Annotated in this window: 20 protein-coding genes; 4 read left to right on the forward strand and 16 right to left on the reverse strand. The window is 50.8% G+C overall.

All coding sequences use genetic code 11. The annotated features are described in order from the left end of the window. Positions 1-120 precede the first annotated feature (120 nt). The 14 genes from ptsG to yceD all read right to left on the reverse strand — a co-directional run bounded on the left by ptsG (position 121) and on the right by yceD (position 12,628). Positions 121-1,554, reverse strand: coding sequence for a PTS glucose transporter subunit IIBC (gene ptsG / locus UC14_RS22160; protein ID WP_013576238.1), 1,434 nt, complete (start codon positions 1,552-1,554; stop codon positions 121-123). Between the two features lie 332 nt (positions 1,555-1,886). Continuing rightward, on the reverse strand, positions 1,887-2,687 hold the full coding sequence (locus tag UC14_RS22165; protein WP_015690189.1) for a metal-dependent hydrolase: 801 nt from the start codon (positions 2,685-2,687) through the stop codon (positions 1,887-1,889). Positions 2,688-2,728: 41 nt separating this feature from the next. Continuing rightward, complete coding sequence (gene holB / locus UC14_RS22170) at positions 2,729-3,748, reverse strand: DNA polymerase III subunit delta' (RefSeq protein WP_112198440.1); 1,020 nt, start codon at positions 3,746-3,748, stop codon at positions 2,729-2,731. Then, positions 3,745-4,395, reverse strand: a complete 651-nt coding sequence (gene tmk / locus UC14_RS22175; protein WP_013576241.1) for a dTMP kinase — start codon at positions 4,393-4,395, stop codon at positions 3,745-3,747. Before tmk ends, holB begins: the two co-directional genes overlap by 4 nt. Beyond that, on the reverse strand, positions 4,385-5,410 hold the full coding sequence (gene mltG, locus UC14_RS22180) for an endolytic transglycosylase MltG (protein ID WP_013576242.1): 1,026 nt from the start codon (positions 5,408-5,410) through the stop codon (positions 4,385-4,387). Before mltG ends, tmk begins: the two co-directional genes overlap by 11 nt. Positions 5,411-5,427: 17 nt before the next feature. Continuing rightward, positions 5,428-6,225, reverse strand: a complete 798-nt coding sequence (gene pabC / locus UC14_RS22185) for an aminodeoxychorismate lyase (RefSeq protein WP_112151609.1) — start codon at positions 6,223-6,225, stop codon at positions 5,428-5,430. A 226-nt stretch (positions 6,226-6,451) separates the two neighbouring features. After that, positions 6,452-7,693, reverse strand: a complete 1,242-nt coding sequence (fabF, locus tag UC14_RS22190; RefSeq protein ID WP_013576244.1) for a beta-ketoacyl-ACP synthase II — start codon at positions 7,691-7,693, stop codon at positions 6,452-6,454. A gap of 101 nt (positions 7,694-7,794) precedes the next feature. Continuing rightward, positions 7,795-8,031: an acyl carrier protein gene (gene acpP, locus UC14_RS22195; RefSeq protein ID WP_015690190.1), complete on the reverse strand. Its 237-nt coding sequence runs from the start codon at positions 8,029-8,031 to the stop codon at positions 7,795-7,797. A 153-nt stretch (positions 8,032-8,184) separates the two neighbouring features. Continuing rightward, positions 8,185-8,919: a 3-oxoacyl-ACP reductase FabG gene (gene fabG / locus UC14_RS22200; protein WP_013576245.1), complete on the reverse strand. Its 735-nt coding sequence runs from the start codon at positions 8,917-8,919 to the stop codon at positions 8,185-8,187. Between the two features lie 13 nt (positions 8,920-8,932). Further along, positions 8,933-9,862 (reverse strand): ACP S-malonyltransferase, encoded by a 930-nt coding sequence (gene fabD, locus UC14_RS22205; protein WP_013576246.1) that lies wholly within the window; start codon positions 9,860-9,862, stop codon positions 8,933-8,935. An 18-nt stretch (positions 9,863-9,880) separates the two neighbouring features. Beyond that, positions 9,881-10,834 carry a beta-ketoacyl-ACP synthase III gene (locus tag UC14_RS22210; protein WP_013576247.1) on the reverse strand — a complete coding sequence of 318 codons (954 nt, stop codon included), beginning with the start codon at positions 10,832-10,834 and terminating at the stop codon, positions 9,881-9,883. Between the two features lie 6 nt (positions 10,835-10,840). After that, a complete protein-coding gene (gene plsX, locus UC14_RS22215; protein WP_013576248.1) occupies positions 10,841-11,875 on the reverse strand; it encodes a phosphate acyltransferase PlsX in 1,035 nt (344 codons plus the stop codon). Positions 11,876-11,923: 48 nt separating this feature from the next. Further along, the gene (rpmF, locus tag UC14_RS22220) at positions 11,924-12,091 is read right to left on the reverse strand and encodes a 50S ribosomal protein L32 (RefSeq protein ID WP_013576249.1); all 168 of its coding nucleotides are present in this window, start codon (positions 12,089-12,091) and stop codon (positions 11,924-11,926) included. A 12-nt stretch (positions 12,092-12,103) separates the two neighbouring features. Beyond that, positions 12,104-12,628 carry a 23S rRNA accumulation protein YceD gene (gene yceD / locus UC14_RS22225; RefSeq protein ID WP_013576250.1) on the reverse strand — a complete coding sequence of 175 codons (525 nt, stop codon included), beginning with the start codon at positions 12,626-12,628 and terminating at the stop codon, positions 12,104-12,106. A 142-nt stretch (positions 12,629-12,770) separates the two neighbouring features. Between yceD and UC14_RS22230 the strand changes: the two genes are divergently transcribed. Continuing rightward, a complete protein-coding gene (locus UC14_RS22230) occupies positions 12,771-13,364 on the forward strand; it encodes a nucleoside triphosphate pyrophosphatase (RefSeq protein WP_013576251.1) in 594 nt (197 codons plus the stop codon). A gap of 49 nt (positions 13,365-13,413) precedes the next feature. Here the strand turns inward: UC14_RS22230 and rluC are convergent, their stop codons facing one another. After that, on the reverse strand, positions 13,414-14,376 hold the full coding sequence (gene rluC / locus UC14_RS22235) for a 23S rRNA pseudouridine(955/2504/2580) synthase RluC (RefSeq protein WP_112198441.1): 963 nt from the start codon (positions 14,374-14,376) through the stop codon (positions 13,414-13,416). Between the two features lie 600 nt (positions 14,377-14,976). On the opposite strand from rluC, the gene rne reads away from it, so the two are divergent. After that, positions 14,977-18,261: a ribonuclease E gene (gene rne, locus UC14_RS22245; protein WP_112198442.1), complete on the forward strand. Its 3,285-nt coding sequence runs from the start codon at positions 14,977-14,979 to the stop codon at positions 18,259-18,261. A 73-nt stretch (positions 18,262-18,334) separates the two neighbouring features. Here rne and UC14_RS22250 read toward each other — a convergent pair whose 3' ends face one another. Continuing rightward, complete coding sequence (locus UC14_RS22250; RefSeq protein ID WP_013576254.1) at positions 18,335-18,622, reverse strand: putative quinol monooxygenase; 288 nt, start codon at positions 18,620-18,622, stop codon at positions 18,335-18,337. A 223-nt stretch (positions 18,623-18,845) separates the two neighbouring features. On the opposite strand from UC14_RS22250, the gene pyrC reads away from it, so the two are divergent. Further along, positions 18,846-19,895 carry a dihydroorotase gene (gene pyrC / locus UC14_RS22255; RefSeq protein ID WP_112198443.1) on the forward strand — a complete coding sequence of 350 codons (1,050 nt, stop codon included), beginning with the start codon at positions 18,846-18,848 and terminating at the stop codon, positions 19,893-19,895. Between the two features lie 81 nt (positions 19,896-19,976). Further along, a complete protein-coding gene (gene dinI / locus UC14_RS22260) occupies positions 19,977-20,231 on the forward strand; it encodes a DNA damage-inducible protein I (protein WP_013576257.1) in 255 nt (84 codons plus the stop codon). Positions 20,232-20,428: the final 197 nt, after the last annotated feature.

Consider the following 20,428-nt stretch of genomic DNA (forward strand, 5'->3'; position numbering starts at 1 on the left):
CCTGATTACGCTTTTTGATGCTTAATTGACGCAGAAAGCGTCAGCCAGTGCTCCGCTGAATCGCAGACATAAAAAAAGGAGGCCGAAGCCTCCTTTCTCAGAACCAGACATTGCTCACCATTAATGGCTACGCATGTACTCGTCCATATCGGTTTTCAGGTTGTCAGACTTGGTACCGAAAATCGCCTGAACACCAGAACCTGCAACCACAACACCTGCCGCACCCAGTTTTTTCAGGCCAGCCTGATCGACTTTGGAGACGTCCGCTACGCTGACGCGCAGACGGGTAATACAGGCATCAAGGTTAGTGATGTTGTCTTTGCCGCCGAAAGCCTGAACCAGAGAGGCGGACATTTCAGAACCGCCCTGCGCGGTGGTTTCGCTGGTAGAGTCTTCACGACCAGGTGTTTTCAGATCCAGCTTCGCAATCAGGAAACGGAAGATGCTGTAGTAAACAACCGCATACACCGCACCTACGATTGGGAACAGCCAGATTTTGCTGCTGTTACCACTCAGAACGATGAAGTCGATCAGACCGTGCGAGAAGCTGGTGCCGTCACGCATACCCAACAGGATACAGATTGGGAATGCCAGACCGGCCAGAATCGCGTGGATCACGTACAGGATCGGCGCAACGAACATGAAGGAGAATTCGATTGGCTCAGTGATACCGGTCAGGAACGCAGTCAGGGCAGCGGAAATCATGATGCCGCCGACTTTTGCACGATTTTCAGGTTTCGCTGAATGCCAGATAGCAACCGCAGCGGCTGGCAGACCGTACATTTTGAACAGGAAGCCACCTGACAGTTTACCTGCAGTTGGGTCACCGGCCATATAACGTGGGATATCGCCGTGGAACACCTGACCTGCAGAGTTCACGTACTCACCGATTTGCATCTGGAATGGAACGTTCCAGATATGGTGCAGACCAAACGGAACAAGTGCACGTTCTACCACACCGTAGATACCGAATGCCACGACCGGGTTCTGGTAAGCCGCCCATTGTGAGAAGGTCTGGATACCTGTACCGATTGGCGGCCAGATGAAGGACAGAACCACACCCAGGATAATCGCAGCCAGACCAGAGATAATCGGAACAAAACGTTTACCGGCGAAGAAGCCCAGATATTCTGGCAACTTGATACGATAGAAACGGTTGAACATGTAAGCCGCAATCGCACCGGAGATGATACCGCCCAGTACGCCGGTATCGGCCAGATGCTTGGCTGCAATTTCTTCAGCGGGCAAATGCAGAACCAGTGGAGCCACAACCGCCATGGTTTTCACCATGATGCCATATGCCACAACGGACGCCAGTGCAGAAACACCGTCGTTGTTAGTGAAGCCTAAGGCAACACCAATAGCAAAGATCAAAGGCATATTAGCGAAGACTGAACCACCGGCTTCGGCCATAACATGAGAAACGATCAGTGGCAGCCAGCTAAAGTTTGCAGAACCGACACCAAGCAGGATACCTGCGATTGGCAGTACGGATACTGGCAGCATTAGCGATTTACCGACCTTTTGAAGGTTTGCAAACGCGTTCTTAAACATAATTGATTGTGCTCCTGAGTAATGATTCTTTTTGATACTTATTGCGGTTTAGCCTGATAACTAACCGCTTTGCAAAAGTGTTGCGAACCTTTTGCTGTCGGGTGTCTGAGCACCCCTTTTAATTTTTACGCAGGGTAAAATAATTCCCTTTGTTAATGTTTGATGGCAGTCACGTTTTTCTGAAAAATGCAGTAAGAGCGTCTTAAAAGCCACCATTTATCAACATAAAATCCGAATAAAAGCCCCCTGACACCGCCTAAAACGGTGCCAAAATACCTCATTCAGAGGATTAATTACGAGGTGAAAAATAAATACAGAGAATATGACCTGGCCTAAAGTGACATCAGGGAAGAAGAATCGATGTGAAATAATCGTGAAAAGTTGGCTGTCGTGGCTTCGGCAAGTTGTTCCACGCTCACGCCTTTGAGCACTGCCATGTAGTCGGCAACGTCACGCACATAAGCAGGCTGGTTTTCCTTTCCGCGATGCGGAACCGGTGCCAGGTATGGCGAATCAGTTTCTACCAGCAGACGATCCAGCGGGACGTAACGTGCCACTTCACGCAGCGCATCGGCATTACGGAAAGTCACAATTCCGGAGAAAGAGATATAAAAACCCAGATCGAGCAGGAATTTTGCGGTCGGCAAATCCTCGGTAAAGCAATGGAGTACACCACCGCACTCCCCTGCTTTCTCTTCTTTGAGAATATCCAGTGTATCCTGGCGGGCATCACGGGTATGGACGATCACCGGTTTGTTCAGCTCGCGGCCAATACGGATGTGCTCGCGGAAAGAGTCCTGCTGCAGTTTCAGCTGATGCGCTTCTTTCTGATAAAAATAATCCAGACCGGTTTCCCCCATCGCCACCACTTTCGGGCTGGCGGCAAGCTCACGCAGCTCGTTGAAATCGTAACCATCGTCGATATTCAGCGGATGAACACCGCAGGAAAATGCCACGTCCGGGCGATCACCAATCAGCTGCGTCATTGCCCGATAGCCCGGCAGGGTTGTTGCGACGGCCAGCATAAATTTCACATCACGTTCGCGGGCTTTTTCCAGCACACTGTCCACGCCTGAATGCAGCTCGTTGTAATCCAGGCTGTCGAGGTGGCAGTGGGAATCGACTAAAAACATAATAATTAACTCGTTGCGGTATGTTGAAGATAAAGAGTATATCAGCGCGATAGCGCGGAACTGAAAACTGACGAGGAAACCGCCCCCTGAAGCATTTGTTCCCATTCCAGCAGCTGTTCTGTCAGCAGCAGTTCGCGGTTTACCCCCACGATGGAAATCAATTGCTGACGGCAGTGCATCCACGCCGTAACCGACTGTTGCAGAGATGCGTTAGACTGCGCGCCTGCCAGCAAAGCAATCAGCGGCTGCTGATCGTGATTAATGATGAACTGCCCGGCATGTTGCTGCCATTTGACAGCATCCAGCAGTAACGTCGCCAGCCAGTACAGGCGTTCAGCGGCATCCTCATGATTAAGCTGAGACAACAGAGAAAGCATATCCTGCTGCTGGCACTGAACGTAAAGCTGCTGGCAAAGCGCCACGCGTTGTTTCCAGCGCTCCGGCTGCAACAGTTCAATGGCCGATAATGGCCCGCCGTTGGCCAAACGCAGGGCGGTTTTAATCGCGAACGGATCCGCGCTGAGCTGGCGGTTTATCCAGTGCACCGCCAGCGTTTCTTCAGGCACCGGCAGATGCCAGTAGAAGCAGCGACTGCGGATCGTCGCCAGTAAAGCCGAAGGCTCCCGGCAACCGAGCAGGAAATAAGTGCCAGCAGGCGGCTCTTCCAGCGTTTTCAGCAAGGCATTGGCCGCCGCTTCGGTCAGCATTTCCGTCTGAGGGATCCATACAACTTTTGCGCCGCCCTGTTGCGAATAGTTGTACAGCGTTTCAATAAGCTGACGCACCGGGTCGATGCCCAGAGAGCTTTTGCCCTTTTCAGGCTGGAGAATATGCCAGTCAGGATGGTTTCCGGCAATCATCAGCTGGCAGCTGTGGCAGGTTCCGCAGCTTTTTTCCCCGTCCTTATGCCGGCACAGCAACCATCGACTCAGACCATACACCAGCGCCTCATCACCCATCCCCGCAGCCGCATGCATCAGCAAAGCGTGGTGGCCACGCCCCGTCAGATATTGCCCGACCAGTTGTCTGTACGGGCCACTGAGCCACGGATACCAGTTCATGATGCGTTGCCTTGTAAAACCTGCTCATCGAACCAGTTTTTCAACGTCAGCTCGATGGAAGCAGTGACCTGCTCAATGGATTGGGAGGCATCGATGGTTTTGATGCGGCTGTCTCCGGCAGCAAGTTCGAGATAACGCGTACGCGTACGCTCAAAGAAAGGCAACGCTTCCTGCTCAATACGATCCAGTTCCCCACGGGCACGGGCACGTTGCAATCCGATAGCCGGAGGCAGATCAAGATACAGCGTCAAATCAGGACGGAAATCACCCAGGACGGTATCACGCAAGGAGGTCATCAGTTTGGCATCAATCCCGCGACCACCGCCCTGGTAGGCCTGTGAAGAAAGATCATGCCGGTCCCCGACAACCCACGCGCCACGCGCCAGTGCAGGCAAAATTACCGTTTCGACCAGCTGAACACGGGCGGCATAAAGCATCAGTACTTCTGCTTTCACGGTAGGTTTTTCGCCATCGACGCCGCGTTTGAATAAATCGCGTAATTTCTCAGCAAGCGGCGTTCCACCCGGTTCACGGGTGAAGACGATTTCGCCCACGCCGTGCTGACGCAGAGCATTGACGACCACGTCATGAGCAGTAGTTTTCCCTGCCCCTTCAAGGCCTTCAATCACAATGAAGTTACTTTTCATTCTTATTCTTAAGCGCCTCTATGTACACACGAACCGCCTTGTTATGGTTCTCAAGGTTGGTGCTGAAAGTATGCCCGCCTTTGCCGTCTGCGACAAAGTATAGATACGGGGTTTTCGCCGGATGCGCGGCGGCCTGCAGTGAGGCTTCGCTCGGCATCGCAATTGGCGACGGCGGCAGGCCGGTGATCACGTAGGTATTGTACGGAGTCGGCGTTTCCAGATCTTTCTTGGTGATGTTGCCAGTGTATTTATCACCCATCCCATAAATCACCGTCGGATCGGTTTGCAATCGCATACCAATACGCAGGCGGTTAATAAATACTGAAGCGACTTCAGGGCGCTCATCTTTAACTGCAGTTTCTTTTTCAATGATCGACGCCATGGTGACCATATCAGCAGGTGTTTTATACGGCAGAGAATCCATGCGGCCTTTCCAGATATCCGCCACCGTTTTTTCCATCCTTACGTGAGCACGTTTGAGCAGAGATAAATCGGTCATGCCCGCAGTGTAATGGTAAGTATCCGGATACAGCCAGCCTTCGAGATTTTTGGTGTCCGTTGCGCCCAGCGCGGCGGCAATGTCTTCGCCACTTTTACCACTGAGTTCATGCTTCAGATACTCTGATTTATCCAGAACTTTCATCCAGTCGCTGAGCTTAAAGCCCTCTACAAAACGAACGCTGAATTGGGCCTCTTTACCGCTTTTCAGCAGCTCAAGCATCTGACGTACTGTCATGCCTTTTTCAAAACGGTAAGTACCAGCTTTAAACTCGCTCAGTTCAGGTTCTAAACGTAATAACCACGGAAACCACGGATTGGGCTTCATCAGTTTTTTGTCAATTAGCAGTGTTTCCAGCACCACGCGTCCCGTGCCTGCGGGCAGGGTAAAGATAGTTTCGCTGCTGACATTGATCGGGCGATCCGCAAACTGTTTTACTTTTTGATAGGCAAACGTCGCCAGCCCTAACAGAATCAGGGCAATGAGGGCGAAGATTTTGGTCTTTTTGTTTGTCATTGTTTAATCACTTTTTCTTAACAGCTCTGGAGCAGGAAATCGCACAAACGCCGTGAAATGTAATATTTGTCATCGACCTGATTCACCGGCAGAACGGGCATCAGGGCGTTACAAATCAGGATTTCGTCAGCATCTGATAATGTTTCCGCAGATTCACTGACGATGTTCACAACCCAGGGGGATGTCGCTTCAAGTACGCGGATGACGTGCTGACGCATAAGACCATCAACGCCGGACTGCGATAAATCCGGAGTAAACACCTGATTTCCCTTACGCCAGAATAAATTTGCCGCACAGCATTCCACCAGGCAGCCCGAGGTGTCAACCACCAGCGCTTCATTGGCATCTGTCTGGTCAAGATGCATGCGGATCATTACCTGTTCCAGCCGGTTAAGATGTTTTATTCCGGCCAGCAACGGGTTCTTACTCAGTGTGACCGGGCTCAGCGCGAGTTTCACGCCCTGTTGCCGCCACGCGTGATAATGCACCGGATAATCAGACGCAGAAACAATACGCGTCGGCGCAGAGCAACCTGCGGCGCTGTAACCTCGGCCGCCCTGCCCGCGCGTCACGACGGCTTTAACCACTGCCTCTTTCTGCTGTCCGGCAGCCAGAACCATTTCCTGTTCCAGAGCCGTCCAGTCCACACCTTCAATCCGCAGTACCGACGCAGCACGTTGCAGACGCTGAATATGCCCGGCCAGAAACACAATCACACCGTCTGACACCCTGGCTGTGGTAAAGCAACCGTCGCCAAACTGCACTGAACGGTCACTTGCCGACAACATCGCGGCCGCCACACCATTAATCCACATGGTTACTTCCTCCGGTTCTGGAGCTTATGGTCACGATTCTCTGACAGCAGAGCCTGCGTGAGCCGGTCTGTCGCATCAAGGAGAGCATTCTTACTTTATCGTATTGACACGCGCTGCCAGCAGGAACACGCATCCCGTTTACGCATTGTTGTATTCAGTCTTCGCTTTAATTCAGACAACAAAAAGGCCCGATTAACGGGCCTTCACAAACACAGCTTGTGCGGGATCAGATCTTACGGAATACCAGCGAACCATTGGTACCGCCGAAACCGAACGAGTTGCACAAGGAATACTGCATATCTTTAACCTGGCGCGCTTCGTGAGGGACGAAATCCAGATCACAACCTTCATCCGGATTATCCAGATTGATGGTCGGCGGAACCGCCTGGTCGCGTAATGCCAGCAAGGTGAAAATGGACTCCACCGCACCCGCTGCGCCTAAGAGATGGCCGGTCATCGACTTTGTCGAGCTGACCATAACTTTATGCGCATCGGCACCAAAGACGGATTTAACCGCCTGGGCTTCGGCTTTATCACCCGCCGCAGTCGAGGTGCCGTGTGCGTTGATGTAACCAATCTGAGCCGCAGAAACACCCGCGTCACGCAGTGCGTTCTCCATCGCCAATGCCGCACCCGCGCCATCTTCCGGCGGTGATGTCATATGGTAAGCATCGCTGCTCATGCCAAAACCGACAATTTCAGCATAAATTTTTGCACCGCGTTTACGGGCATGTTCGTACTCTTCCAGCACCATAATACCTGCGCCGTCACCCAGTACGAAACCATCACGATCTTTATCCCACGGACGACTCGCCGCCTGAGGATTGTCATTGCGCGTAGAAAGCGCGCGTGCTGCACCGAATCCACCGACGCCCAACGGGGTACTGGCTTTTTCCGCGCCGCCTGCCAGCATCACGTCGGCATCGTTATAAGCGATGATACGCGCTGCATGACCAATATTATGCACCCCAGAAGTACAGGCTGTTGCAATAGAAATACTCGGCCCACGCAACCCGAACATGATACTCAAATGACCTGCAATCATGTTGACGATAGTGGATGGAACGAAGAAAGGACTAATTTTGCGGGGTCCGCCGTTAACCAATGAGGAATGGTTTTCTTCAATCAGACCAAGCCCACCGATACCGGAACCGATCGCCGCACCAATGCGTGGCGCGTTCTCAGCAGTTACCTCAAGCCCGGAGTCTTGCATCGCCTGAATACCGGCAGTAATACCATACTGAATAAAGGCATCCATCTTGCGGGCATCTTTGCGCGGGATGAAGTCTTCACAGTTAAAATCTTTTACTAAGCCAGCAAAACGCGTTGCGTAGGCACTAGTATCAAAATGGTCGATCAGGCTGATGCCACTCTGACCGGCAAGGAGAGCGTTCCAAGTGGACTCTACAGTATTGCCGACAGGAGACAGCATGCCCAGTCCAGTCACTACAACTCGACGCTTAGACACGTATGTCCTCCAGGGAGGGAAAAAAGTAGTAATACCGTGGGATAAAAAAAACTTAGGCGGTCAAATGACCGCCTAACTATCTAAACTTAAAGCATGTACGCTTACTGTTGGCTAGCGTTGATAAAATCAATTGCTGCCTGAACAGTAGTGATTTTTTCAGCTTCTTCGTCAGGGATCTCGGTATCAAACTCTTCTTCCAGAGCCATAACCAGCTCAACGGTGTCGAGAGAATCAGCGCCAAGGTCGTCTACGAAAGATGCAGCATTCACTACTTCTTCCTGTTTAACACCCAGCTGTTCAACGATGATTTTCTTAACGCGTTCTTCGATAGTGCTCATACTCTTAAATTTCCTATCAAAACTCGCTTTCGCGATGGTTTTCGTAGTGTATAAAATGTTGAAAAAGATGCAACTAAATCCAGGCTGTTCAAACCACGAATTTGCTCTATTTTGCGGTTTTTACCGCAAAAAACGCAAATAATTTCGTAATTTTTAAATCATGTACATGCCGCCATTGACATGTAATGTTTCACCCGTGATGTAGCTGGCCTCGTCAGAGGCTAAAAAAGCAACGGCGCTGGCAATTTCTTTGGCATCGCCCAACCGGTTGGCTGGAACTGATGACAAAATGCCTGCGCGTTGATCATCTGTCAACGCCCTTGTCATATCCGTCTCAATAAAGCCAGGAGCGACGACGTTGACAGTAATGCCACGTGAAGCGACCTCACGTGCCAAAGACTTACTAAAACCAATCAAGCCAGCTTTAGCCGCCGCGTAATTCGCCTGCCCTGCGTTACCCATGGTGCCAACAACGGAACCAATTGTAATAATCCGTCCACACCGTTTCTTCATCATAGCCCGCATGACAGCTTTTGACAGCCGAAACACTGAAGTCAGGTTCGTATCCAGGATATCCTGCCACTCATCATCCTTCATACGCATGAGAAGGTTATCACGGGTAATGCCGGCATTATTAACTAAAATATCAATTTCGCCAAATTCAGCTCGAATCGTCGCCAATACTTGCTCAATAGATGCAGAATCAACCACATTGAGCATGATACCTTTGCCATTTTCGCCTAAATATTCGCCGATCGCTTCTGCGCCTTTCTCGCTGGTCGCAGTGCCGATCACTTTCGCGCCACCAGCAACCAGTTTTTCTGCGATTGCGCGGCCAATACCACGGCTGGCACCGGTAACCAGTGCAATTTTGCCTTCGAAGCTCATACTCATCCTCTTATTACTGTTCAAGCGCCGCTGCCAGACTTGCCGTGTCATTCACTGCGGCAGCCGTCAGGGTGTCAACAATACGTTTGGTCAGACCGGTCAGCACTTTACCTGGTCCCACTTCTAATAACTGTTCTACGCCTTGTGCAGCGATGTATTCGACAGACTCAGTCCAGCGAACCGGGCTGTACAACTGACGTACCAGCGCACTGCGGATCGCTTCAGGAGACGTTTCGACTTTCACGTCAACGTTATTCACGACAGAGTACTGTGGCGCATTGAAAGTGACATTTTCGAGCGCAATCGCCATCTTTTCAGCGGCTGGCTTCATGAGTGCACAATGTGAAGGCACGCTGACAGGCAGAGGCAGAGCACGTTTTGCACCGGCTTCTTTACATGCTGCACCAGCGCGTTCTACGGCTTCTTTGTTACCCGCGATCACAACCTGACCAGGTGAGTTAAAGTTCACCGGAGAAACAACCTGACCCTGTGCAGATTCTTCACAAGCTTTGGCAATGGCATCATTATCCAGACCAATGATCGCATACATCGCGCCAGTTCCGGCCGGAACGGCTTCCTGCATCAGCTTACCGCGCAGTTCAACCAGAGAAATCGCCTGTTTAAAATCCAGTACACCAGCACAAACCAAAGCGGAATACTCACCCAGACTGTGGCCAGCCATCAGAACAGGCTGAGTGCCATTCTGTTGCTGCCATACGCGCCATATGGCGACAGAAGCGGCCAGCAATGCCGGTTGCGTCTGCCAGGTTTTATTCAGTTCTTCAGCCGGCCCCTGCTGCACCAACTGCCATAAATCGTACCCCAGTGCCGAAGAAGCCTCGGCAAATGTTTCTTCAACCACCGGATGCGCAGCGGCTAAATCAGCCAGCATACCGAGTGTCTGAGAACCCTGACCAGGGAAAACCACCGCTATTTTTGTCATTTTTATCATCCTGTTAAATCAAAAACGTACCAGCGCCGAGCCCCAGGTAAAGCCACCGCCAAATGCTTCGAGCAACACTAATTGCCCGCGCTGAATTCTGCCGTCACGGACCGCTTCGTCAAGTGCTGCAGGCACCGAAGCCGCCGACGTATTGCCATGACGATCGAGCGTAACAACGACTTTATCCATGCCCATGCCCAGCTTTTTCGCTGTTGCGCTGATGATACGCAGGTTCGCCTGATGTGGCACCAGCCAGTCAAGAGCGGAGCGGTCGAGATTATTTGCCGTCAGGGTTTCATCAACAATGTGCGCCAACTCAGTCACCGCGACTTTGAAGACTTCATTACCCGCCATAGTGACATAAGCAGGTTTTTCTGGTTCTGACTGGCTAGGGTACGCCAATGTCAACAGATTACCGTAATGACCATCGGCATGCATGTGAGTGGAGATGATGCCTTGCTCTTCGGAAGCTCCCAGCAAAACTGCACCAGCGCCATCTCCAAAGAGGATCACCGTGCCACGATCTTCAGGATCGAGTTTACGGGATAGCACATCAGATCCGATCACCAGCGCGTATTTTACAGCACCGTTTTTAATGTATTGATCGGCAACGCTCAGCGCATAGGTGAAACCTGCACATGCCGCCGCCAGATCGAACGCTGCGCAATCCCTGATGCCGAGCATATTCTGCACCTGGCAGGCTGAACTCGGGAATGCATGTGAAGATGAGGTTGTTGCAACAATGATCAAACCTACGTCGCTTGCGCTGACGCTGGCCATTTCAAGTGCTTTTTCAGCAGCGTGCAGGCCCATTGTGGCCACAGTCTCATCCGGTGCAGCGATACGACGTTCACGAATACCCGTACGTGTGACGATCCACTCGTCGGAGGTATCCACCATTTTTTCTAAGTCGGCATTAGTCCGAACTTGCACGGGCAAATAGCTCCCCGTACCGAGAATCTTTGTATACATGTACGATCAGTCACTCTTGGGTAATACAGCTTCAAGGCGCGCGGCAATCCGCTGAGGGACTTGCCGCTGCACCGCCTGCACAGCCTGTTCGATAGCAACAGCAAACGCACGCTGGTTTGCTCCGCCGTGGCTTTTAATAACGATGCCCCGTAATCCTAACAAACATGCGCCATTATACTGGTCGGGATTGAGATGGCTAAAACGCTTTAGCAATTTTTTCTGCAGAATCCGACCTAACCATTTCAACCACCAGGCCTTCTTGCCACCCTCTCCCGAGGATTTTAACAGTGACAAAAACATCCTTATTACACCTTCCATGGTCTTGAGCGTAACGTTACCCACAAAGCCGTCACACACCATCACATCTGTTTTACCGGTCAGAAGGTCGTTACCTTCAAGATAACCGATATAGTTGATTAGTGCGGTATTTTTTAAAATCGCGGCGGCTTCACGGATATTATCCAGCCCTTTGCTTTCCTCTTCGCCGATATTGAGCAACGCAACGCGGGGATTCGTGATCCCCACCACCTGTTCGGCCATCACAGCCCCCATCACGGCAAACTGGACCAACATCGTGCTGTCGCACTCAACGTTGGCGCCCAGATCCAGCACAACAGTTTTACTACGTTGCTGGTTAGGTAGCACGCTCATCAACGCCGGGCGCTCAATGCCATCCAGCGGCTTGACAACCAGCTTGGCTAATCCCATCAGTGCGCCGGTATTCCCGGCACTGACACACGCCAGTGCATCACCACTCTTGATCAGTTCCAACGCCACACGCATCGAGCTTCCTTTACTGGCCCGTATAGCTTGCGACGCACGTAAATCGCTGGCTATAACTGATTCAGCAGGAATTATCCGAATTCGTTCTGTTAAAGAAGGATCGGCTTTGGCTAAGAAAGGTGTGATTGCGTCGGGATCGCCGACCAGAAGGAGGTCTAATTCAGAATTAGAGATCAGTGCCTGCAATGAAGCAGGCACTGTGACGGAAGGACCGAAATCTCCGCCCATTACATCTAACGCGATGGTTAGACGAGTCAAGGTATCGCCTTGCCAGCACTTATCACGTGAATAAGTTGCAGACAAATATCAGCCGATTACCTTGCGACCGCGGTAGAAACCGTCGGCAGTGATGTGGTGACGCAGGTGAGTTTCACCAGAAGTCTTGTCCACAGACAGAGTGGAAGTGGTCAGAGCATCATGTGAACGACGCATGCCACGTTTAGAACGGGTTGGTTTATTCTGTTGTACGGCCATGGACCTTACTCCTTAAGTACTTTTCTTTAAACTCGCTAATACGGCAAATGGATTTGGTTTCTCCGCCTCTTCAGGCAGTTTACCGAATACCATGTCCGCTTCGGACACTTCACAGTGTTCAGATTCATGTACCGGCACGACAGGCAGTGAAAGAATAATTTCGTCTTCAATCATTGCCAGCAAATCAACTTCGCCAAAATCATCGACTTCGATCGGCTCGTACGCTTCCGGTAATGCCTCAGCCTGTTCATCATTCTGGACAGGACTAAAACAATATGTTGTGTGAACCTGATGTTCAAACGTCTTACCGCATCTCTGGCATTCCAGAGTGACAGCAACATCGGAGTGGCCGGTAATCACAGCCAGACGCTGGTTGTCGATATTAAACGACAAAGAGGTTTGTATATCAGAATCCACACTGACCACTGATTGGGCAACACGCGTAACCTGATCAGCAGTATAGACACCTGTATAGTCTAAACGCTTCTGGGCAGTGCGAACCGCATCAAGGGTCAGGGGTAATTTTACTTTTTGCATAGGGCGCGCATATTAACTTTGTAACGACAGAGAGTCAAAGAAAAAGGCCTTAAAACCGCACCTTTCACCAATATTCGCTTCCGCAGCGGCCGACAGTTTAAAATGTGCGATTCAATAACGCTATGCTTTGTGAAAAAAAATTATGTCAGCACATCAAAAAAAATTACTTCTGGCTTCAACATCGGTTTACCGCAAGGCCCTTCTCGATAAAGCCGGCCTGGTATTTTCCTGCGCCTCACCCGCCATTGATGAGACGCCGGGTCGGGACGAAAAACCCGCCGAACTGGTGCAGCGTCTGGCTTACAGCAAAGCCAGCGTGCTTGCAGCTTTGTATCCTGAACACCTGATAATCGGTTCTGATCAGGTCTGCGTGATTGACAGAAAAATAACCGGCAAACCGCACACGTTTGATAACGCATTCCACCAGTTGCGTGCTGCCAGTGGCAAGACAGTGACGTTTTACACCGGCCTGAGCCTGTATAACGGAGAAACACAAACGGCGCAGACTTTATGTGAAACATTTGACGTGACCTTCCGGTCATTAACTGATGAAGAAATTACCGGTTATTTGCATCGCGAACAACCTTATGACTGTGCCGGGAGCTTTAAATGCGAAGGACTGGGGATCACACTTTTCGACAGTCTGGCAGGACGCGACCCGAACACGCTGATTGGGTTGCCTCTTATTGCCCTGCTCGCCTTGTTGCGTCAGGAAGGCATCAATCCGTTGCTATAAAAGGAATAAAAAAGGCGCACTCTGTGCGCCTCTGTTTACTATTCGCACTTTAACGTGCTGTCGTTTTACCCCGTAAAACTTTCAGGCAGTTACGCAGTTTGGCATCCATCGGTGCTTCAATACGCATCGTCTCCCCCGTGTTCGGATGCTCAAAACGCAACGCCGCCGCATGCAGGAATAAACGATTGAGGCCAGTTCCGGACAGTTTTGCATCGAAATCTCGCTCACCATAACGGTCATCAAATGCAATCGGGTGTCCGGCATGCAATGCGTGTACGCGGATCTGATGGGTTCTGCCGGTCACCGGGCTGGCTTTAACCAGAGTTGCAAACTCATAACGTTCTTCAATTTTGAAGCGCGTTTCTGAAGGCTTGCCTTCGGCATTAACCCTGACAATACGTTCGCCGCTTTGCAGAATATTTTTCAGTAAAGGGGCCAGCACGACTTTGCAGTGTGACGGCCATTCACCCCGGACCAACGCCAGATAATCCTTTTGCATGCTTTTCACACGCAGTTGCTCATGTAAGGAACGCAGTGCAGAGCGTTTCTTGGCGACCAGCAAAACACCGGAAGTATCACGGTCCAGACGGTGAACCAGTTCCAGAAAACGAGCATCCGGACGCAGCGCGCGCAGGCCTTCAATCACGCCGAAACTTAAACCACTGCCGCCGTGTACGGCAGTGCCGGAAGGTTTATTAAGGATCAGCAAATGATCGTCTTCATATAAGATGCAATCCGCCAGCGCGGCGACTTTATCCAGCTTTGCAGAAACAGGCGCTTCATCACGTTCAGCAACACGAACGGGCGGGACACGCACTTCATCACCGGCAATTAATTTATATTCCGGCTTAATTCTTTTCTTATTTACCCGCACTTCACCCTTACGCACGATGCGATAGATCATGCTCTTCGGCACGCCCTTAAGGATTTTAAGTAAGAAGTTGTCGATACGCTGACCAGCTTCGTCGTCAGAAATGGGGATTAATTGTACAGTTGGATTCTCAGTTTTCATGGCTCGCGATTCTAAATATCCGGCACGGTTCGCGCCACTGATTTTTATGTGCTTAACTTTTACTTTACCAGTAACAGCACAGGAAAACCTTCTCACTCCCCCTGTTTTTTAAGAAAGCTCAGGTTCTGACAATGCGGCGCATCTCTCATTGAGGTAAATATCTTACCTGCTTGGGAAAAGTCACCTTGCTATCACAGTGCCTGCAATGGAATAATGAAGTCACTTTCGGCGTTGTTTCTCTTAAGTTAGGGAAAACGCAGGAATTATAGATTTGCCTGATCGCACAAAAACGCAGCAATGGCGTAAGACGTAATGTGAAATCAAGCAATTAGCGGGCTGCGGGTTGCAGCTTGGCCGGCGAATGGAATGAGATCTGTTAACGCAAATTCAGAAGCTATTCCCCTAATAAAAGTGCTGCTTTCACAACGCTGGTGTCTTTAATACAGCAAAAGCAGACTTACCGAAATAATGCGCCCCTATGCAAGCGACAGCCGTGAGGTTGACGATTTGCGAGAAGACTCGGGGCCAACGGTTTATCCGGTCATGAGGTCATTTTGCCCGCAGCTCTGTCAATAATGGAATAATAATGAGTAAGTTAAGATGAAAAGAATGTTGATTAACGCAACTCAGCAAGAAGAGTTGCGCGTTGCCCTCGTAGATGGACAGCGGCTGTATGATTTGGATATTGAAAGTCCGGGCCATGAGCAGAAAAAAGCGAATATTTACAAAGGTAAAATCACCCGCATTGAGCCAAGTCTGGAAGCAGCATTCGTAGATTACGGCGCGGAACGACATGGTTTCCTCCCTCTGAAAGAAATTTCCCGCGAATATTTCCCAAGCAATTATTCTTCCCATGGCCGCCCGAACATCAAAGATGTGTTGCGCGAAGGCCAGGAAGTCATTGTTCAGGTAGATAAAGAAGAGCGTGGAAATAAAGGCGCAGCACTGACGACGTTTATCAGTCTGGCCGGTAGTTATCTGGTTCTGATGCCAAACAATCCACGCGCAGGGGGTATTTCCCGCCGTATTGAAGGCGATGACCGTACTGAACTGAAAGAAGCCTTGTCTTCCCTGCAACTGCCTGATGGCATGGGACTGATTGTGCGTACTGCCGGTGTCGGTAAATCCGCAGAAGCTCTGCAGTGGGACCTGACTTTCCGTCTTAAGCATTGGGATGCGATCAAGAAAGCCGCTGAAGGCCGCCCTGCGCCATTCCTGATCCATCAGGAAAGCAACGTTATCGTTCGTGCGTTTCGTGATTACCTGCGCCCGGACATCGGTGAGATCCTCATCGATAACCCGAAAGTCCTCGAGCTGGCAAAAGAACATATTGCTGCTCTGGGTCGTCCTGATTTCAGCAGCAAAATTAAGCCGTATGTTGGCGAAATTCCGCTGTTCAGTCATTACCAAATCGAATCGCAGATTGAATCCGCTTTCCAGCGCGAAGTCCGTCTGCCTTCCGGTGGCTCTATTGTTATCGACAGCACCGAAGCGCTGACCGCTATCGACATCAACTCCGCGCGTGCAACCCGCGGCGGCGATATCGAAGAAACCGCATTCAACACCAACCTTGAAGCTGCAGATGAAATTGCCCGTCAGTTACGCCTGCGTGACCTCGGTGGTCTGATTGTTATCGACTTCATCGACATGACACCTGTTCGCCACCAGCGCGAAGTAGAAAACCGTCTGCGTGATGCCGTTCGTCAGGACCGCGCCCGTATTCAAATCGGTCGCATTTCCCGTTTCGGTTTGCTGGAAATGTCCCGTCAGCGCCTCAGCCCGTCATTGGGTGAATCAACGCACCATATCTGCCCGCGTTGTGCAGGTACTGGTACCGTCCGTGACAACGAATCCCTGTCACTGTCGATTCTGCGCTTGATCGAAGAAGAAGCACTGAAAGAAAATACTAAAGAAGTGCATGCCATCGTTCCGGTGCCAATCGCTTCTTACTTGCTGAACGAAAAACGTGAATCGGTGAATGCCATCGAGAAACGTCAGGGTGGTGTGCGTGCAGTGATCGTGCCTAACGATCAGATGCAAACTCCGCACTACCATGTTCTTCGCGTTCGTAAAGGCGAAGAAATTTCTGCACTGAGCTATTTGCTGCCACAGATTCATGAAGCGGAAATGCTGCAACCTTCAGAAGAGTTGCCGACTGAACGTCGTCGTCCTGAGCAACCGGCACTGGCTGCGTTTGCGCTGCAAAGCGAAGCGCCTCCATCCAGCTTTGAGCAGGCAGCAGTGACCGAAGAACCGGTTAAAACCAGAACAGCAACAGTTAATGCGCCTGCGACACCTGTTGCTGAGAAATCAGGGTTTGTCAGCCGCCTTCTGAGTGGTTTGAAAAGCTTGTTCGCACCGGAGCCACAGCAGGAAGTTAAACCTGTTGAAGCACCGCAAGAGACGCCGGAAGCTACTGAAACGGAAAACCGTCGTAACAACGAACGCCGTAATCAACGCCGCCAGGGCGGACGTCGTGATCGCAACGGAGAACGCGGTGAGCGCAATGACCGCGGTAATCGTGGTGAACGTGGCGAAGGTCGTGACAACAATCGTGATAATCGTGGTGAAAGTCGTGATACCCGCGAAAATAATCGCGAACAGCGTGATGATCAGCAGCGCCGTGGCCGCCGTAATCAGGAACAGGTTGTTACCGAAACCCGTAGCGAAGAAGTTGAAACTGTTGCTCGTGAAGAACAGCAGCAACAGCCTCGCCGTGAACGTTCGCGTCGCCGTTCTGAAGACAAGCGTAAACCACAAACTGAAGAGAAAGTTCAGGATGTCGCAGTTGTCGAACAAGTTGCTGCTCCGGTGGTTGCCGATGACACTGAGCAGGAAGATCGTCAGCCAACTCAGCGCCGTCAGCGTCGTCAGTTGTCGCATAAAATCCGTTTCGAATCTGAAGCAGAAGTAGATCATGAAGAAGAAGCTGCAGCTCAGTTATTGATCACCGGCACTCGCCCTGCGGCGCCAGCGATTGCTGAGCAGGAACCTTCTGATGCTGAAACCGCAAACGTTGCTGATAGCGAAGATAATCAGAATGACAACGCCCGTGAAAATGGCATGCCACGTCGTTCACGTCGTTCTCCACGCCATCTGCGTGTAAGCGGCCAACGTCGTCGTCGTTATCGTGATGAGCGTTATCCGACCCAGTCACCAATGCCACTTGCAGGTGCGTTCGTTTCTCCGGAAATGGCTTCGGGTAAAGTCTGGGTCACTTATCCGGTTGCTCAGTCCTCTGAACAACAGGTTACTGAAACAGAAACTCCTGAAGTGCTGACTGAGCAGGTCGAGATTGCACAGGCGAATACGCCGGTCATATCTGACATCACTGAAGTTACGCAACAGCCAGTCGCAGAGCCTGTCAATGATGTTGTTGACGCTGCACCACAAGAGGTGCCGGCCGAAATCGCAGCAGCAGACGTTGCACAGCCTGTAGCCGACGAGCCAGTGCTGGTCGAACCGGCAACAGCTGAACCTGTTGCAGAAACACCTGTGGTTGATGTTGCGCCAGAAGCGCTCGAGCCTGCGATCGTTGAACCCACAGATGTTCTCGCTGCATCTGAAGTTCAGGCACCTGCGCCAGTCGCCGAACCCGAAGTGAAAGCTGAACCTGTTGCTGAAGTTAAACCTGCTGTGGAAACTGCGCCAGTCGCAGCCGCTCCGACAGGTACTGAAGCTGCGGTTGTTGCACCTCGCTTCAAGCACCTCGCAACCGCGCCAATGACGAAGGCGCCAGCACCTGCCTATGTGCCAGAGCCACCTCGTCACAGTGACTGGGTTCGTCCTGAGTTCAACTTTGAGGGTAAAGGCTCTGCAGGCGGCCATGCGGCAGCCACCACTGCAACAGCCCCGGCCACCAAACCTGAGATGCCAGCCGAGTAATCGCTGACCACTCAGTCTAAAAAAACCCGCCTCGGCGGGTTTTTTTATAGAAACTGTTGAAGATTCAATCTCATCAGGCCAGACTTTTCAACCGGCGAATCGTGAGTTCCTCCAGTTTACCTTCCAGGCTTTTTGCAAAATGCTGGAAATGTTCAGTTTTGTTGTGCTGATTCAGCGCTTCTTCAGAGGCCCATCGCTCGTAGAAAACAAAAGTCCCTTCTGTATCGAGATCCTGATGCAACTCATATTGCAGGCACCCTACTTCCTGTCGGCTTGGTTCAATTACGTCAAGCAACGCTTCTGTCACTTTTGCCGTAAACTCTTTTTTAGCGACAATAGTGGCAACAACTCTGATTTCCATAATGGTTCTCCTGTTTTTTTGGTCATGCTTAGCGGCGAACCGGTAAGCACTCTGACTAAAATCTGTCCCCACTATGAACCTTTCGACACATTGATTTCAATACGAACTTTATTTAACAGATGCAACACATCGCTTTTACGCTTATTCTTGTTCCCCGCCGTTAATGCTCCCATTACCGCACCTGATCCCAATATCTTGTCTCTCAATGCCGGAGTTTTGCCTGATGACCGCAACACCGCAAGTTTTGAAAATCCGCCGTCCAGATGACTGGCATATTCACCTTCGTGACGACCAAATGCTCAGCACGGTGTTACCTTTCACCAGTGAAGTATTTGGTCGTGCGATTGTCATGCCAAACCTGAGCCCTCCCGTAACCACCGTGGCGGCTGCGATAGCATATCGTGAACGTATTATGGCCGCGTTGCCTGTCGGACATAATTTTACCCCTCTGATGACCTGCTATCTGACCGATTCTCTGGATCCGGAAGAAATTGCCCGCGGTTTCGAGCAAGGCGTGTTCACAGCAGCAAAACTGTATCCGGCCAACGCGACAACAAATTCCCAGAATGGCGTTTCTGATACCAAAATGATTTACCCTGTTTTGGAACGTATGCAGAAAATCGGTATGCCTTTGCTGATCCACGGTGAAGTCACTCACAACCATGTTGATATTTTTGATCGTGAAGCCCGCTTCATTGATGAAGTGATGGATCCGGTGCGTCGTCAGTTCCCTGAATTGAAAATTGTCTTCGAGCACATCACCACCAAAGAAGCCGCGCAGTATGTTCTTTCCGGCAATCAGTATCTGGGCGCAACCATTACGCCGCAACATCTGATGTTCAACCGCAATCACATGCTGGTTGGCGGCGTGCGCCCTCACCTGTTCTGTCTCCCCATTCTCAAACGCAACGTTCATCAGGAAGCATTGCGTGAGGTCATCGCCAGCGGCGCGGATCGCTTCTTCCTCGGTACCGACTCTGCGCCGCACACCAAAGACCGTAAAGAATCGAGCTGCGGATGTGCAGGTTGCTTCAATGCCCCACTGGCGTTATCGGCTTATGCGACCGTCTTTGAAGAAATGAATGCACTGCAACACTTTGAGGCGTTTTGCTCCCTTAACGGCCCGCGTTTCTATGGCCTGCCGCTCAATGAAGACTTCATCGAAATGTCTCGTATACCGGTGACGCAGCCGGAAGAAATTGCGTTGGGCGATGAATCTGTTGTGCCATTCCTCGCAGGTCAGACACTGAACTGGAAAGTGACGTCGAACTAAATACAAATTCTCACAAGCGTGTATTGCACTGATCATGATTTGACTGTATAAATATACAGTCAAATCTATTCAGGAGGTCCTATGCGTGTTGAAGTCACAATCGATAAAACCAAGCCTCTGCCTGCTGGCGCGCTGGACGCGTTATCAGGTGAATTGAGTAAAAGAATTAACAAACAGTTTTCTGACCGCGAAAATAAAATTCAGGTCCGCTATGCGGGGGCAAATAGCCTGTCCGTTTTGGGTGGCGCAAAAACTGACCGTGACCTTATCGAGGAAATTCTTCAGGAAACCTGGGAAAGCGCTGATGACTGGTTCTCAAATCAGAACGATGAGTAACCCGATGAAATCCCTGAAAAGCCATTCACTTTTTACTCCCTATCTATAATAATCAGGTTTATTAAAACCACGCCGCAAGGCTATTGGTGTATTTCACCGGGCGTCGCAGTCCGGTTTTTTATTCTTTTTTACTGCATAAAACAGACTCTTCTGAAAAATAAAATTTAAGTTAATCTCAGATTATTCCGCTGAATAAA

It is taken from the genome of Rahnella sp. NRRL B-41462 (assembly GCF_003263525.1).
GTDB lineage: Bacteria > Pseudomonadota > Gammaproteobacteria > Enterobacterales > Enterobacteriaceae > Rahnella > Rahnella aceris.

What these genes read in the sequence shown, in the direction of transcription:
- ptsG (WP_013576238.1), bottom strand. Translation starts at nt 1,554, where the DNA reads ATGTTTAAGAACGCGTTTGCAAACCTTCAAAAGGTCGGTAAATCGCTA.
- UC14_RS22165 (WP_015690189.1), bottom strand. Translation starts at nt 2,687, where the DNA reads ATGTTTTTAGTCGATTCCCACTGCCACCTCGACAGCCTGGATTACAAC.
- holB (WP_112198440.1), bottom strand. Translation starts at nt 3,748, where the DNA reads ATGAACTGGTATCCGTGGCTCAGTGGCCCGTACAGACAACTGGTCGGG.
- tmk (WP_013576241.1), bottom strand. Translation starts at nt 4,395, where the DNA reads ATGAAAAGTAACTTCATTGTGATTGAAGGCCTTGAAGGGGCAGGGAAA.
- mltG (WP_013576242.1), bottom strand. Translation starts at nt 5,410, where the DNA reads ATGACAAACAAAAAGACCAAAATCTTCGCCCTCATTGCCCTGATTCTG.
- pabC (WP_112151609.1), bottom strand. Translation starts at nt 6,225, where the DNA reads ATGTGGATTAATGGTGTGGCGGCCGCGATGTTGTCGGCAAGTGACCGT.
- acpP (WP_015690190.1), bottom strand. Translation starts at nt 8,031, where the DNA reads ATGAGCACTATCGAAGAACGCGTTAAGAAAATCATCGTTGAACAGCTG.
- fabG (WP_013576245.1), bottom strand. Translation starts at nt 8,919, where the DNA reads ATGAGCTTCGAAGGCAAAATTGCACTGGTTACCGGTGCCAGCCGTGGT.
- fabD (WP_013576246.1), bottom strand. Translation starts at nt 9,862, where the DNA reads ATGACAAAAATAGCGGTGGTTTTCCCTGGTCAGGGTTCTCAGACACTC.
- UC14_RS22210 (WP_013576247.1), bottom strand. Translation starts at nt 10,834, where the DNA reads ATGTATACAAAGATTCTCGGTACGGGGAGCTATTTGCCCGTGCAAGTT.
- rpmF (WP_013576249.1), bottom strand. Translation starts at nt 12,091, where the DNA reads ATGGCCGTACAACAGAATAAACCAACCCGTTCTAAACGTGGCATGCGT.
- yceD (WP_013576250.1), bottom strand. Translation starts at nt 12,628, where the DNA reads ATGCAAAAAGTAAAATTACCCCTGACCCTTGATGCGGTTCGCACTGCC.
- UC14_RS22230 (WP_013576251.1), top strand. Translation starts at nt 12,771, where the DNA reads ATGTCAGCACATCAAAAAAAATTACTTCTGGCTTCAACATCGGTTTAC.
- rluC (WP_112198441.1), bottom strand. Translation starts at nt 14,376, where the DNA reads ATGAAAACTGAGAATCCAACTGTACAATTAATCCCCATTTCTGACGAC.
- rne (WP_112198442.1), top strand. Translation starts at nt 14,977, where the DNA reads ATGAAAAGAATGTTGATTAACGCAACTCAGCAAGAAGAGTTGCGCGTT.
- UC14_RS22250 (WP_013576254.1), bottom strand. Translation starts at nt 18,622, where the DNA reads ATGGAAATCAGAGTTGTTGCCACTATTGTCGCTAAAAAAGAGTTTACG.
- pyrC (WP_112198443.1), top strand. Translation starts at nt 18,846, where the DNA reads ATGACCGCAACACCGCAAGTTTTGAAAATCCGCCGTCCAGATGACTGG.
- dinI (WP_013576257.1), top strand. Translation starts at nt 19,977, where the DNA reads ATGCGTGTTGAAGTCACAATCGATAAAACCAAGCCTCTGCCTGCTGGC.